This window comes from Mycolicibacter sinensis (assembly GCF_001667375.1).
Lineage (GTDB): Bacteria > Actinomycetota > Actinomycetes > Mycobacteriales > Mycobacteriaceae > Mycobacterium > Mycobacterium sinense_A.
On record NZ_LZIN01000089.1, the window covers coordinates 25,056 to 39,913 of the forward strand.

Annotated in this window: 9 protein-coding genes; 6 read left to right on the top strand and 3 right to left on the bottom strand. The window is 68.4% G+C overall.

The window, feature by feature from the left end:
- Nucleotides 1-1,107 (bottom strand): histidine phosphatase family protein, encoded by a 1,107-nt coding sequence (locus A5771_RS18235; RefSeq protein ID WP_064856601.1) that lies wholly within the window; start codon nucleotides 1,105-1,107, stop codon nucleotides 1-3.
- Nucleotides 1,108-1,966: 859 nt separating this feature from the next.
- Between A5771_RS18235 and A5771_RS18240 the strand changes: the two genes are divergently transcribed.
- From A5771_RS18240 to A5771_RS18265, 6 genes are all read left to right on the top strand, one after another.
- On the top strand, nucleotides 1,967-3,403 hold the full coding sequence (locus A5771_RS18240) for a GuaB1 family IMP dehydrogenase-related protein (RefSeq protein WP_064856602.1): 1,437 nt from the start codon (nucleotides 1,967-1,969) through the stop codon (nucleotides 3,401-3,403).
- Between the two features lie 136 nt (nucleotides 3,404-3,539).
- Entirely contained in the window at nucleotides 3,540-4,886 is a 1,347-nt protein-coding gene (locus A5771_RS18245; RefSeq protein WP_064856603.1) for a hemolysin family protein, read from the top strand.
- The gene (locus tag A5771_RS18250) at nucleotides 4,879-5,949 is read left to right on the top strand and encodes a hemolysin family protein (protein ID WP_064856604.1); all 1,071 of its coding nucleotides are present in this window, start codon (nucleotides 4,879-4,881) and stop codon (nucleotides 5,947-5,949) included. Before A5771_RS18245 ends, A5771_RS18250 begins: the two co-directional genes overlap by 8 nt.
- Nucleotides 5,942-6,826: a hypothetical protein gene (locus A5771_RS18255; protein ID WP_064856605.1), complete on the top strand. Its 885-nt coding sequence runs from the start codon at nucleotides 5,942-5,944 to the stop codon at nucleotides 6,824-6,826. The genes A5771_RS18250 and A5771_RS18255 overlap by 8 nt, the downstream gene beginning before the upstream one ends.
- A gap of 49 nt (nucleotides 6,827-6,875) precedes the next feature.
- Nucleotides 6,876-9,065 (top strand): malate synthase G, encoded by a 2,190-nt coding sequence (locus tag A5771_RS18260; RefSeq protein WP_064856606.1) that lies wholly within the window; start codon nucleotides 6,876-6,878, stop codon nucleotides 9,063-9,065.
- Nucleotides 9,066-9,134: 69 nt separating this feature from the next.
- The gene (locus tag A5771_RS18265) at nucleotides 9,135-11,225 is read left to right on the top strand and encodes a substrate-binding domain-containing protein (protein ID WP_064856607.1); all 2,091 of its coding nucleotides are present in this window, start codon (nucleotides 9,135-9,137) and stop codon (nucleotides 11,223-11,225) included.
- An 8-nt stretch (nucleotides 11,226-11,233) separates the two neighbouring features.
- Here the strand turns inward: A5771_RS18265 and A5771_RS18270 are convergent, their stop codons facing one another.
- Together A5771_RS18270 and A5771_RS18275 are read right to left on the bottom strand one after the other, a co-directional pair.
- Nucleotides 11,234-12,847 (bottom strand): hypothetical protein, encoded by a 1,614-nt coding sequence (locus A5771_RS18270; RefSeq protein WP_131808933.1) that lies wholly within the window; start codon nucleotides 12,845-12,847, stop codon nucleotides 11,234-11,236.
- 247 nt (nucleotides 12,848-13,094) lie between these two features.
- Nucleotides 13,095-14,858, bottom strand: a 1,764-nt coding sequence (locus A5771_RS18275; RefSeq protein WP_131808934.1) for an aminotransferase class V-fold PLP-dependent enzyme, incomplete at its 5' end; no start/stop codon positions are given.

The following is a 14,858-nucleotide window of genomic DNA, read 5'->3' on the forward strand; positions in this document are numbered from 1 at the left end:
TCACAGTCCGGCGAACAGATCGACCAGCGCGTCGCCGCTACCGCCGAAGGCGTTGATGATGTCGTTGAGCGCCGCCCCCGGGAACTGGACCAGCGCCGAGCTGATCTGCTCGAAGCCGGTCTGAACCGCGTCCGTGATCGTGGTCGGGTCACTGGTGAGGATGGCCTCGCCGATGTTCCACAGCGCGGTCTGCGACGGCAGCACCAGATCGCGCACGTCGACGAACAGGGCACTCAGCAGATCCGGATCCTGCGGGATCGCCTGACCGTCCCAGCTGAGCAGCGTCCACCCGTCGGTGGGATTGCCCTCGATCTGCACGATGCCGGTGTTGGGCAACAAGATGGTGGACAACCCGTTGGCGACGGTGTGCGACTCCATGATGCGTTGCAGGAAGAACGGTATATCGGGGTTTTTGACGTTCATCAGCACCCAGGCGAAGATCGATGCCTCGCTGTTGAACGCCACATCGGTGATCTGACCGTTGTCGCTGACGATCGGGTTGACGATGGCGTGGTCGTACATGGTGTTGATGGCGTCGGTGAACCGTGCGTTGAACATCAAGCCGTTGCCGTCCTCGGAGCCCGGCCCGGGCACCAGCGCCAACCCCAGCGGCGACCCGAGCGACCACGCACCGACGGTCAGAAAGGCCAGCCGGCCGCCGAGGCTTTCGATCGGATCCAGCGCATAGATTCCGCTGTCGACTTCGTTGAGACCCGGCAAGATCTGCACGTTGTCCGACATGTGTTCGAGGGCGGCGAACGGCGCGGAGGTCTGCATCTCACGTAGGCCCTGCCCGGCGAAGATCCCGGCGACCGGGCCGAGCTCGTCGAACAGCTTCTGCCCGACGTCCTGCGCCTGCTGCAGGCCCAGATCGCTCAGCGGAGCCCCGGGGAACGCCGGTGACGGAGTGAGCAGGTTTTCATAAGGCGAGATCATCTGGGCGTGCCGGATGACATCGATCACGACGTCTTGGTTCTCGCCGCTGGTGAGCTGGATGTCGAGGAGCGCCGCGGTCGCTGGCACCGGCAGCGGAGCGACCGGGGCGACGGCGACCCCGCCGACCAGGACGGCACCGGCGGCGAGCGACCGGAGGTAATTTGCCTGCATGATTCGTACCTCTTTCCGGCGAAAATAGCGTCCAGTTGGCTGCGAATCCGCGGTCGAGTATTCCGCAGTTTGGTTATTTCTCAGTATCGCGAGCGTTTTGATGAATTGCTGGCAGCTAACTTTGATCGACAGCACGTCCGCTGTATCGTCCGGTGCTCTCCCGGCGCCGCCGCAGCCTCGGGCCGGTGCCGGCGCGGGACCCGATCGGTGTCGGCGCCGACGCGCCGGGCCGCGCTATTCGTCCATGACGTGCGTCCGGCTACCGGCAGACCAAGGTTCGCGCGGTCCGGGTACCGCTCGGCATGTTCATCCACAGCACCAAGCGGACGAGATATCTTGCGCTGCAAGCCAACCGGCGCGCACTGGTGCCCGCCGCCCCGGCCGGACAACGCGCTGAGAGTCGCCGGCTACGACCCGCGGTTGCGCCACTGCCGATGCAGTTTGCGCTGTAGGTAGCTTTCGACGTGGCATACCCGCCACGTCGCTGGGGCTCCGATCCCGCACGGGCGGAAGGCAGGGCGTCTGGGCCGGATGGGTCGTGAAGCATCAGCAGCTCCGACCGGGGCCTCAATGGCCATACCCCGCCCGCCGTAGCTAACCGTCATCTCTGATCCCCTAAACGACGTGATGAGTTTACCCGACCAGGCGACTGTGAGGAAGATCAATTTTTGATTCTGTTCGCTGCACCCGAAGCCTCAGTGGTGCTCATCGACGCGCTGGCGGTACCGTGGCTGACCGTGCCGAAAAGATTGCCCGGCAGCGCGTTGCCGCCGGTGTTTGCCCGAAATCCGGCTCTCAGACCCTGTGGAGGCGAACAGATGGGCTCGTCGGAACCCAACGGCCTGAGAGCGGGCGCCCGATGAGATTCGCCCGCGGGTATGACCCCAGCTACGACCTGACCTACGACGACGTGTTCATCGTCCCCAACCGCTCGACGGTCGAGTCACGCCTCGACGTTGACCTGTCCACCCGTGACGGCTCGGGCGCCACCATTCCGGTGGTGGTGGCCAACATGACCGCGGTGGCGGGCCGGCGGATGGCCGAGACGGTGGCCCGGCGCGGTGGCATCGTGGTGTTGCCCCAAGACCTGCCGATCGAGGCCGTCGGTCAGACCGTGGCCTTCGTGAAAAGCCGCGACCTGATCGCCGACACCCCGGTCGTACTCTCTCCCGACGACTCGGTGTCCGCCGCGATGGCGCTGATCTCCAAGCGCGCGCACGGCGCCGCGGTGGTGGCGGTCGACGGCCGTCCCACGGGCCTGGTAACCCGGGCGTGCTGCGAAGGCGTAGACCGCTTCAGCCGGGTTCGCGACGTCGCGATGTCCGACCTGCTCAGCGTCCCGATCGGCACCGAACCGCGCAAGGTCTTCGACCTGCTTGAGCATGCCCCGGTCGACGTCGCGGTGCTGACCAACCCCGACGGCACCCTGGCCGGGGTGCTGACCCGCACCGGAGCAATCCGGGCCGGTATCTACACCCCGGCCACCGACGCAGCCGGCCGGTTGCGGATCGCCGCCGCGGTCGGCATCACCGGAGAGGTGACGGCCCGGGCGGCCGCACTGCTGTCGGCCGGGGTGGACGTGCTGGTCATCGACACCGCCCACGGACACCAGGAGAAGGCGATCCAAGCCATCCGCTCGGTGGCCGCGCTGACACCGGGCGTCCCCCTGGTGGCCGGAAACGTGGTGTCGGCGGACGGCACCCGAGACCTGATCGCCGCCGGGGCGGACATCGTCAAGGTCGGCGTCGGCCCCGGCGCGATGTGCACCACCCGGATGATGACCGGAGTCGGCCGCCCGCAGTTCTCCGCCGTGCTGGAGTGCGCGGCCGCGGCCCACGAACTCGGCGCCCACGTCTGGGCCGACGGCGGGGTGCGCCATCCCCGCGACGTGGCGCTGGCGCTGGCCGCCGGCGCGTCCAACGTGATGATCGGCTCCTGGTTCGCCGGCACCTACGAATCCCCCGGTGACCTGATGTTCGACCACGACGACAAGCCGTACAAGGAAAGCTACGGAATGGCGTCCAAACGAGCGGTCGCCGCCCGCACCGCCGCCGACAGTGCATTCGACCGGGCCCGCAAAGCCCTGTTCGAGGAAGGGATTTCGACGTCGCGGATGGCGCTGGACCCCGATCACGGTGGAGTCGAGGACTTGCTGGACCACATCACCTCGGGGCTGCGCAGCACCTGCACCTACGTCGGCGCCGCCGACCTGGCCCAGCTGCATGAGCGGGCGGTGCTCGGGGTGCAGTCGGCCGCCGGTTTCGCCGAAGGCCATCCGCTACCGTTCGGCTGGTGAGACCCAGAGGATCCATAGTGGCGAGTGCGCCCATCGGGGCGAGCAGTCCCCGCGAGCGGGCGGTGCCCCCCACGAAGGCCCCCAGAACGCCCGGATTGTGGGGACGTTCAGGTCTGCTCGCGGCAGGTAGGTGGCCATGACTGTCGCCGTCACCGTGGGCAGCCTGCTGGCGTTTCTGGTCCTGACCCTGGGCACCGCGGTCTTCGTCGCCGCCGAGTTCTCCCTGACGACACTGGAACGCAGCGCTGTGGAGGCCAACGCCCGCCGCGGCGGACGTCGCGACAAATACATCCAGGACGCCCACCGCACCCTGTCGTTTCAGCTGTCCGGCGCCCAGTTGGGCATCTCGATCACTACGCTGGCCACCGGGTTCCTCGCCGAGCCGGTGCTGGCGCGGTGGCTGCGCCCCGCGCTTTCCCTACTGGGCCTGTCCGAGTCGGCCGCCGCCGCGGTGGCATTGGTGCTCGCCCTGGTGATCGCCACCTCGCTGTCCATGGTCTTCGGCGAGCTGGTGCCCAAGAACCTGGCCGTGGCACTCCCGCTGCCGACCGCCCGTGCGGTGGCGGGGCCGCAGCTGATGTTCTCCCGGCTGTTCACCGTCGCGATCAAGGCGACCAACGGGACGGCGAACCGGATCTTGAAGCGGCTCGGTATCGAGCCCGCCGACCGGCTGGCATCGGCCCGCTCCCCGCGGGAGCTGGCCTCGCTGGTGCGCGATTCGGCGCGCAGCGGCGCCCTCGACTCCAGTACCGCCGCCCTGGTGGGCGGCTCGCTGCGATTCGGTGCCCTGACCGCGGCCGAGCTGATGACGCCGCGATCAAAGATCGTGAGTCTGCAGGCCGGCGACACCGTCGCCGACCTGGCCGCGGCCGCAATCGCCACCGGCTTCTCCCGTTTCCCGGTGGTCGACGGCGACCTCGACGCCACCGTCGGCATCGTGCACGTCAAACAGGTGTTCACGGTCCCGGTCGCTGATCGGGCGATCACCCCGGTCACCACCGTCGTCCAACCGGTCGCCGTGGTGCCGTCCACCCTCGACGGCGACGCGGTGATGGAACAGATTGGAACCAACGGTCAGCAGGTGGCCCTGGTCGTCGACGAGTACGGCGGAACCGCGGGAATGGTCACGGTCGAGGATCTGATCGAGGAGATCGTCGGCGACGTCCGCGACGAACACGACGACGCCACCCCGGACGTGGTGGTGGCCGGCGGCGGCTGGCAGGTTTCGGGCCTGCTGCGCATCGACGAGGTGGCGGCCGCTACCGGCTACCGGGCTCCCGAGGGCTCCTACGAGACCATCGGCGGGCTGGTATTGCAAGAGCTCGGGCACATTCCCGCGGCCGGCGAAACCGTCGAACTGGTCGCGTTCGACCCCGACCAGCTGTCCGCACACCCGCCGCGCTGGCTGGCCCGGGTGGTCCGGATGGACGGCCGGCGCATCGACCTGCTGGCGCTCATCCAACTGGGGGCAGCCGATGGCTGACCTGTTCAACGTGGTGTTGACCCTGCTGCTGATCGCGGCCAACGCCTTCTTCGTCGGCGCGGAGTTCTCACTGATTTCGGCGCGGCGCGACCGGCTTGAGGCGCTGGCCGAACAGGGCCGGCGCAGCGCGGTCACCGTGATCCGCGCCGGCGAACAACTGTCACTAATGCTGGCCGGCGCGCAATTAGGGGTCACGGTGTGTTCGATCCTGCTCGGCCGCATCGGTGAGCCCGCCGTCGCCGACCTGCTCGAGCAGCCGTTCCGGCTGGCGGGCATCCCGGACCCGCTGCTGCACACCGTCGCGTTCGTCGTCGCGTTGACGATCGTGGTCACGTTGCACGTGCTGTTCGGCGAGATGGTGCCGAAGAACATCACGCTCGCCGGCCCGGAAAAGGCCGCCATGCTGCTGACACCGCCGTACCTGGTCTACATGGCGGCCGCCCGACCGTTCATCGCGTTCTACAACTGGTGCGCCAACGTGACCCTGCGCGCCCTGCGGGTGCAGCCCAAGGACGAGTTGGAGATCACGGTGTCCACCGTCGAGCTGAGCGAGATGATCGCCGAATCGGTCTCGGCGGGACTGCTCGACCTCGAGGAGTACACCCGGTTGACCCGCGCGCTGCAGATCCGTACCCGGACCGTCGCCGACGTGGCGCTGCCGGTCGGCGACATCCGCACCGTTCCGGCGGCGGCCACCGGCCGCGGTCCCACCGTGGCCGCTGTCGAAGAAGCCCTCGCCCAGACCGGGTACTCGCGTTTTCCCGTCGTCGACCAGGGCGAATTCATCGGCTACCTGCACATCAAGGACGTCTTGCCGCTCAGCGAGAGCTCGGCGAGCCCCGGGAGTTCCGCCGAAGCGATCGTCGACATCGGCGTGGTGCGGCCGCTGCCCCGGCTTCCCGCGTCGCTGCCGCTGGCCGATGCGTTGACCCGGCTGCGGCGCACCAACAGCCATCTGGCCCTGGCGGTGGGCACCGACGGCGCCGTGGTAGCCATGGTGGCCCTCGAGGATCTGGTGCAAGACGTCGTCGGCACCGTCCGCGACGGAACGCATCATGTTTGATCGGAGCGAACCGGCCCTGGAAGCCGAGCAGTGGCAGGCCCGCGCGGCGGCCTACCGGTTGCGCCTGGAGCGTTTCCTGGACCCGCTGTCGCGCCGGATCGCCGCCGGCGATCCGGTGCCGAAGTTCCTGTTCAGCTACTACAGCCTGCGTCCGCGGCAGTTGCGCACCTGGCACCCGGGATTCGGGGTGGCGCTGACCGGCGCCGCGGCGCGGCGCGACTACCGGGAACGCCGGGGCTACACCGCGGCCGCCGACGGGACGGTCCGGGTCGCCGAGGACTACCTGCGCGAGCGGGCCGACACCGTGACATTCGTGGCCCGGCTGTTGCGGGCCACCGCCGCCAGGCCGGCCCAGCTGAACTGTTTCGGCCTGCACGAGTGGGCGATGCTGTATCGCAGCGACACCGTCCGCCACGGTCATGTTCCGCTGCGGCTCAGCGCGGCCGAAGCGGACCGGGTGGTCGAGGCGAACCCGTTGCGCTGCACGCACTTCGACGCGTTCCGGTTCTTCACCTCGGCGGCGGCCCCGCGCAATGCGGGGACACCGCGCCGGGCCACCCAAACCGCTTGGGAGCAGCCGGGTTGCCTACACGTCAATATGGATTTGTACAAATGGTGCTACAAGCTGGGGCCGCTGATCGATTCCGAGTTGCTGCTGGATTGCCTGCAACTGGCCGCGGCGGCGCGCGAGATCGACATGCGCGCGAGCCCGTATGACCTGAGTGGCTACGGCTATACCCCGATCCGCGTCGAAAACCCGGCCGGCCGTGCCGAATACGTTCGTTGCCAAACCGGGATCGCGCAGCGGGCCGTGCCGCTGCGCGCTGCCCTGCTCAAGCGGTGTGACCTGCTGTTGGCAGTCGCCGGATGCGGATAGCCGTGCCGTCGGCCGGTAAGGTGGTGGATTGGCTATGAGGGAGGAAATCATGACGGACCGGGTGTCGGTGGGCGATTTGCGGGTGGCCCGCGTGCTGTATGACTTCATCACCGACGAGGCGCTGCCAGGCACTGGCGTCGACCCGGACAGTTTCTGGGCGGGGGTGGACAAGGTCGTCGCCGATCTGACACCCAAGAACGCCGAACTGCTCGCGCGTCGCGACGACCTGCAGGCGCAGATCGACAAGTGGCACCGGCACCGGGTGATCGAGCCCCTGGACGCCGAGGCCTACCGTGCCTTCCTCACCGAGATCGGCTATCTGCTGCCCGAACCGGAGGACTTCACGATCACCACGGCGGGCGTCGACGACGAGATCGCCGTGCAGGCCGGCCCGCAGCTGGTGGTGCCGGTGCTCAACGCCCGGTTCGCGCTCAACGCCGCCAACGCCCGGTGGGGGTCGTTGTACGACGCGCTGTACGGGACCGATGTGATCAGCGAGGACGACGGCGCCGAGAAAGGCACCTCATACAACAAGGTGCGCGGCGACAAGGTCATCGCCTACGCCCGCAAGTTCCTCGACGAGTCGGTGCCGCTGGCCAACGGTGCGTGGACTGAGGTCAAAAGCTTCGCGGTCACCGACGGCGCGCTGGTGGTCACCCTCGCGGACGGAACGGAGACCGCGGTCGCCGAGCCGGCGGAATTCGTCGGCTACACCGGGGATCCCGAGTCGCCGTCCGCGGTGCTGTTGGCCCACCACGGACTGCACATCGAGATCCTGATCGACCCGTCGTCGCAGGTCGGGGCGACCGACGCCGCCGGCATCAAGGACGTGGTGCTGGAGTCGGCGGTCACCACGATCATGGATTTCGAGGACTCGGTGGCCGCCGTCGACGCCGACGACAAGGTGCTGGGTTACCGCAACTGGCTGGGCCTGAACCGAGGAGATCTGGCCGAGCAGGTCAGCAAGGACGGCAAGACCTTCACCCGCACGCTCTCCGCCGACCGTGAGTTCACCGGGCCGGACGGGGCGACGGTGACCCTGCCGGGTCGCAGCCTGATGTTCGTCCGCAACGTCGGCCACCTGATGACCAACGACGCCATCATCTCCGGCGACGAGGGCGCCGAGGTGTTCGAGGGCATCCAGGACGCGCTGTTCACCGGCCTGATCGCCGTGCACGGCCTGTCCGCGTCCGAGGACAACGGGCCGCTGACCAACAGCCGCACCGGGTCGATCTACATCGTCAAACCCAAGATGCACGGGCCCGACGAGGTGGCGTTCACCGCCGAGTTGTTCAACCGGGTCGAAGATGTCCTGGGGCTGCCGCAGGCGACTCTCAAGATCGGCATCATGGACGAGGAACGGCGCACCACCGTCAACCTGCGGGCCTGCATCAAGGCCGCCGCCGATCGAGTGGTGTTCATTAACACCGGCTTCCTGGACCGCACCGGCGACGAGATCCACACCTCGATGGAGGCCGGGCCGATGGTGCGCAAGGCCACCATGAAATCTCAGCCGTGGATCCTGGCCTACGAGGACAACAACGTCGACGCGGGCCTGGCGACCGGTTTCACCGGCCACGCCCAGATCGGCAAGGGCATGTGGGCGATGACCGACCTGATGGCCGACATGGTCACCCAGAAGATCGGACACCCGCGCGCTGGCGCCAGCACCGCGTGGGTGCCCTCGCCGACCGCCGCCACCCTGCATGCGATGCACTACCACCAGGTGGACGTCGCCGCGGTGCAGCAGGAGTTGGCCGGAAAGCGTCGCGCCACAATCGATCAGCTGTTGACGATCCCGCTCTCCGAGGGCCTGGCCTGGGCCCCGGACGAGATCCGCGAGGAGGTCGACAACAACTGCCAGTCGATCCTCGGGTACGTGGTGCGCTGGATCTCGCAGGGTGTGGGCTGCTCGAAGGTTCCCGACATCCACGATGTGGCCCTGATGGAAGACCGTGCCACACTGCGGATCTCGTCTCAGCTGCTGGCGAACTGGCTGCGGCACGGGGTGATCACCGCCGACGACGTGCAGTCCAGCCTGGAACGGATGGCTCCGGCGGTGGACCGGCAGAACGCCGGCGACCCGAGTTATCTGCCGATGGCCCCAGACTTCGACGACAGCATCGCGTTCGCGGCCGCGCGCGAGCTGATCCTGTCGGGAACCAGCCAGCCCAACGGCTACACCGAGCCCATCCTGCACCGGCGTCGCCGAGAGTTCAAAGCCCGAGCCGGCGTCTGACCCTGGGCGGATCTGCAGTGGAATTGAGCGTGACCGGAGAACTGACCGGGCGGAGAGGACGCATCCACCGTGGGTAGGCACAGTTTCCCCGGCCCGGACGATTTCGACGAGGAGCCGCTCGGGCGCGACGAGGCCGACCACGGCGACGACGACACCTCAGCGCCGGATCAGGTCGGCTTCGGCGACCCGGACGACGACGAATACGTCGACGACTATCACGACGCGTTCTACGACGAGTCGTTCGGCGGCGAGTCGTTCGGCGGCGGAGCGGCCTATGACGCCGACCCGGCGCAGTACATGCGCCGAGGCGGACACGACGAGGAAGAAACCCGTTATCGCACCGGGCCTTTCGGTGCCATCGATGCCCGGGCGGGTGAAGCGTCGTCGGCCGCGCGGGACGAACCGCGCGGCGGCCGCCGCAACCTCGACCGCTGGCGCCGGCACCGCAACGAGTCCGCGCGCCGCGGTGTCAGCGTCGGTGTGATCGCCGCACTGGTGACGGTGATCGTCTTGGTGGGCGCGGTGATCCTGTGGCGCTTCTTCGGCAACTCGCTGTCGCATCGTTCCGCGGTTGCCGCCGGGGCATGCGCCGAAGGTGAACTGACCGTCGCCGTCGTCGCGGACCCCTCGATCGCCGACCACGTCCAGGGCTTCGCTGATCGGTTCAACAAGACCGCCAAGCCGGTGGGCGATCGCTGCGTCTCGGTGCACGTCAAGCCGGTGGATTCCGACGCCGTCGTCAGTGGTTTCATCGGTGACTGGCCGGCCCAGCTGGGCCAGCGTCCCGCACTGTGGATTCCGGGCAGCTCGATTTCGGCGGCCCGCCTGCAAGCCTCCGCGGGTGCGGAAACCGTCAGCGACAGTCGTTCGCTGGTCACCTCGCCCGTGCTGCTGGCGGTCCGCCCCGAACTCAAGCCCGCTCTGCAGCAGCAAAGTTGGGCGAGCCTGCCGGAGCTGCAGACCGACCCCGACGGTTTGGGCCGGCTCGGGCTGCCCGGCTGGGGCCAGCTGCGAATGGCGCTGCCGATCGGCGGCAACGGCGACGCCGCTTTCCTGGCCGGCGAGGCGGTGGCGGCCGGTGCCGCCCCCAAGGATGCCCCCGCCACCGACGGGACCGGCGCGGTGCACCGGCTGGCCGGCGCCCAGCCCCAACTCGCCGACAGCTCGCTGGCCGAAGCGATGAACGTCCTGCTGCGCCAAGGCGTTCCCGCGGCTGCGCCGGTGCACGCGGTGGTGACCACCGAGCAGCAATTGTTCACCCGAGGGCAATCGCTTTCGGACCCTGCGAGCACGCTCGGTTCCTGGCTGCCACCGGGGCCGGTGCCAGTCGCCGACTACCCGACGGTGTTGCTCGCCGGGTCGTGGCTGTCGCAGGAACAGGTCAGCGCGGCCAGCGAATTCGCCCGGTTCGCCCGCAAACCCGATCAGCTCGCGGAGCTGGCCAAAGCCGGATTCCGGGTGGAAGGCGTCGCGCCGCCCGACAGTGACGTCACCGGGTTCCCGGCGGTGACCGACACCCTGTCGGTGGGCGACGACGCGATGCGGGCCACCCTGGCCAATGCGCTCACCACGCTGCCGGGCAGCTCCGCGGTGACGATCATGCTCGACGAGTCGATGACCACCGACGAGGGCGGCAAGACCCGGCTGGCCCACGTGATCGCCGCCCTGGATCAACGGATCAAGGCGCTGCCGCCGCATTCCGCCGTGGGACTGTGGGCTTTTGACGGCGTGGAGGGCCGCAACGTGGTCGCCGCCGGCCCCCTCGACGAGCCGGCGAACGGCGGCACCCGGGCCGAGACCTTGGTCGCGGCACTCGATGGCCTGAGCTCGACGTCCGGCGGCGCGGTGTCGTTCACCACCCTGCGGCTGGTGTACAACCAGGCGCTGGCCAATTACCGTGCCGGGCAGAGCAACTCCGTGCTGGTCATCACGGCGGGCCCGCACACCGACCGGACCCTGGACGGCCCGGGACTGCAGGAGTTCATCCGGGCCAACACCGACCCCGAGCGCCCGGTCGCCGTCAACGTCATCGACTTCGGCGCTGACGCCGACCGGGCCACGTGGCAGGCGGTGGCTCAGCTGTCCGGCGGCAGCTACCAGAACCTGCGCGGGGCGAACTCCCCCGAACTGACCGGCGCGCTGAACACGCTGCTGAGCTGACGCCGGCGCTAGGCGCCTAGCATGTCGAGGATCTGCTGCGGGATAACGTCCACCAGCTGGGTGATCATCCCGCCGAACGAGCCGACGCTGATGTCGGCCAGATCCAGATTTCCCAGACCCAGGTCGTTGAGCAGGTCAGCCAGGCTCAGGTTCGACAGGTCGCCAACCAGGTCACCGAGGTTCAGCGGCAGATTGTCGAGTCCCAGACCGCTCACCAGGTCACCCAGGTTCAGGCCGTTGAGCAGCCCGGTGATGTCCAGGCCGCCGAGTCCCAGGCCGCCGAGCAGGCCGCTGAGCGTCAGGTCGCCGGTCGACGGGGCGAAGCCGAGGCCTTCCAGGATGCCGCCGATGCTCAGGTCATCGGGTGACAGCGAGACGCCGAACGCCGCCAGCAGCGAGCTGACGGACTGGGTGATCGTCTGATCGCCCAGCAGGTCCCCGAGCTTGACGGCGTTGAGAGCGTCGATGAGGTTCTGGGGGGTCAGCAGGGCGTCGAGGTTCAACCCCAGCGTGGCGAGCAGCGTGCTCACCCCGGGAATACTCGTCAGCGTGCCGAGCAGACCGCCCAGAACGCCGTTCAGCACGCCGGTGATGCCGGTCAGGACCCCGCCGCCGGACAGACCGCCGAGAAGGACACCCAGCGACGAGTCGAGCAGGCCGCCGAAGCCGAGATTGCTCAATGTTGTGCCCAGACCCAGGCTGAGGTCGCCGTTGATCCCGAACACGTTCAGCACGTCATCGAGGCTCAGGTCGTTGAGGCTCACGTTGGTGTCCAGGCCCAGGCCGCTCAAGATGCCGGTCAGGCTGAGGCTGCCCAGCCCGAGGTCACCGAGTCCGAGGAAGCCGAGCAGTCCGCCGAGGTTGGTGATGTCGCTGCCGCCCTTGAGCAGGTCACCCAGGCCGTCATCGCTGATCCCGAGGGCACCGAGCAGGCCCCCCAGGGTCAGGGTGCCCAGGCCCAGCTGATCCAGTAGGTCGTCCACGTTGAGGTTGGTCAGGTCCAGGTTGCCCAGCCCCAGGGCGTCGAGCAGCTGGGGCAAGTTGAGGTTGACCTCGAAGTTCTGCACCGGCGCCAGAATGCCGTTGAGCACCGGGATGTTGATGATGCCGCCGAGCAGGCTGACGTTCTGCGCGCCGTTGAGGTAAGCATCGGCGATGGTGGCCGGGGCGCTGAGCAGGGTGGAGAAGTTACCGCCTGCCATGTCGGTCGCGGCGTTGCTGATCGCCTGGAAGGTCAGCGCCTGCGCGCCCATGCTGGCGATCGCCAGTTCCAGCCCGGGCGGCAGCTGTACTGAGACCGACGCCGGGAGCTCGGAGATATCCGTGGTGACCGTCGGCGTGATGCTGGTGAACGCCGAGATCACCCCGAACGGGTCGGTGAACAGCTTGCCGAAGACCGCGGTGATCGCCGACCAGTCAGCGTTGTCGGTGATGTTGTTTATGTTCGCCGTGGTGTGCGTGAACAGGTCCGACCAGGCATCGGTCAGCTGCACCGCGTGGTACTGCGCGCCGGCTGCCGGCACGGCCGGCGCAATGGGCGCGACCGGTGCGATCGCGATGATGCCGGCACCGGCCACGGCAACGCCGGCGGTGAAGTAAGGGCGAAGCGCAAGCTGTTGCATGGTCTCTCTCCTAAGTGTGATCCCCATCACCGTTAAGGTTAGACCAGCATAAACTATCTTTTGGTTTCACATGAAATTTTGCTGATTTTCACCAGCGTTACTTTTACAGCGAGCACAGTCGTCGCTACACTGCCGCGTTTGCGGCGAACGAACATCGGCAACCCGCGCCGCGGGGGCCAGCCGTTCGGAGGATATTACCTACCGCTCGCAGACGGCAGGCATGCGAAACACCACAAGTGAGACGAGCTCAGGCGTAGGCCTCCACCGGCGGGCAGGAGCAGACCAGGTTGCGATCGCCGAAGGCGCCGTCGATCCGGCGCACCGGGGGCCATACCTTCGGGCGGAAGTCGCGACCCAGCGGATAGGCGGCGTGCTCGCGGGTGTACGGGTGCTCCCACTTGTCGACCATCAGGCACTCGGCGGTGTGCGGGGCCCCCCGCAACGGGTTGTCCTCGACCGTCCATTCGCCGGCGCCGACCCGGTCGATTTCGCCGCGGATGGCGATCATCGCCTCGCAGAACGCGTCCACCTCGGCCAGGCTCTCGCTCTCGGTGGGCTCCACCATCAGCGTCCCGGCCACCGGGAAGCTCATAGTCGGGGCATGGAAACCGTAGTCTGCCAACCGTTTTGCCACATCGTCGACCGTGACGCCGGTGGCCTTGGTGATCCCGCGCAGATCCAGAATGCACTCGTGGGCGACCATGCCGTTCTCGCCGGTGTAGAGCACCGGGAAGTACTCGTCGAGGCGGCGGGCGATGTAGTTCGCCGAGGCGATCGCGGTCAGCGACGCCGCCCGCAGACCGTGCGCCCCCATCATCCGGATGTAGGCCCAGGTGATCGGCAGAATCGACGCCGACCCGTAGGGGGCCGCCGACACCGGCGAACCGCCGGACAGCTCCGCGGCCAGCGGGTGCCCGGGCAAGAACTCGGCCAGGTGCGAACGCACCGCCACCGGCCCGACGCCGGGGCCGCCGCCGCCGTGCGGGATGCAGAACGTCTTGTGCAGGTTCAGGTGGCTGACGTCGCCGCCGAAGCGGCCCGGCCGGGCCAGTCCGACCAGTGCGTTGAGGTTGGCGCCGTCGACGTAGACCTGCCCGCCTGCGTCGTGCACGGCAGCGCAGATCTCAGCGATGTCGTGCTCGTACACCCCGTGTGTGGACGGGTAGGTGATCATCAGCGTCGACACGTTCTCGGCGTGCTCGGCGACCTTGGCCCGCAGATCGTCCAGGTCGACGTCGCCGTTCTCTCGGCAGGCCACCACGACCACCCGCATCCCGGCCAGCGCCGCCGAGGCGGCGTTGGTGCCGTGCGCGCTGGACGGGATCAGGCAGATGTCACGGTGGGCCTCGCCGCGGCTGGCGTGAAAGGCGTGGATCGCCAGCAGGCCCGCATACTCGCCCTGGGAGCCGGCGTTGGGCTGCAGCGACACCGCGTCATACCCGGTGATCCCGGCCAGCCAGCTCTCCAGCTGGGCGATGAGCCGGCGCAGCCCGGCGGCGTCGTCGGCCGGGGCGAACGGGTGCTGGCGGGCGAATTCGGGCCAGGTGATCGATTCCATCTCCGCGGCGGCGTTGAGCTTCATCGTGCAGGAGCCGAGCGGAATCATGCTGCGGTCCAGCGCGATGTCCTTGTCCGACAGCGCGCGCAGGTAGCGCATCATCGCCGTTTCGGTCCGGTAGCGCGAAAAGACCGGGTGGGTAAGGAATTCCGAGGTGCGGGTGAGAATGTCGGCGCCCACCGGCTCGCGCCCCGAGAACTCCGGATCAGCCACCCCGAAGGCCTCCAGCACCGTGGCCACATGGGCGTCGGTGGTGGCCTCGTCGCAGGACACCGAGACGTGGTCGGCGTCGACGCGCCACAGGTTGATTCCGGCGGCCTTGGCCCCCGCGACGATCTCGTCGGCGCGGCCCGGGACCCGGGCCAGCACGGTGTCGAAGTAGCGGTCGTGCACCAGCGCGTCACCGAGGGCGGCGCCGATCTTCTGCCGGTGGCCCGGACCCCGCCGCGCGCC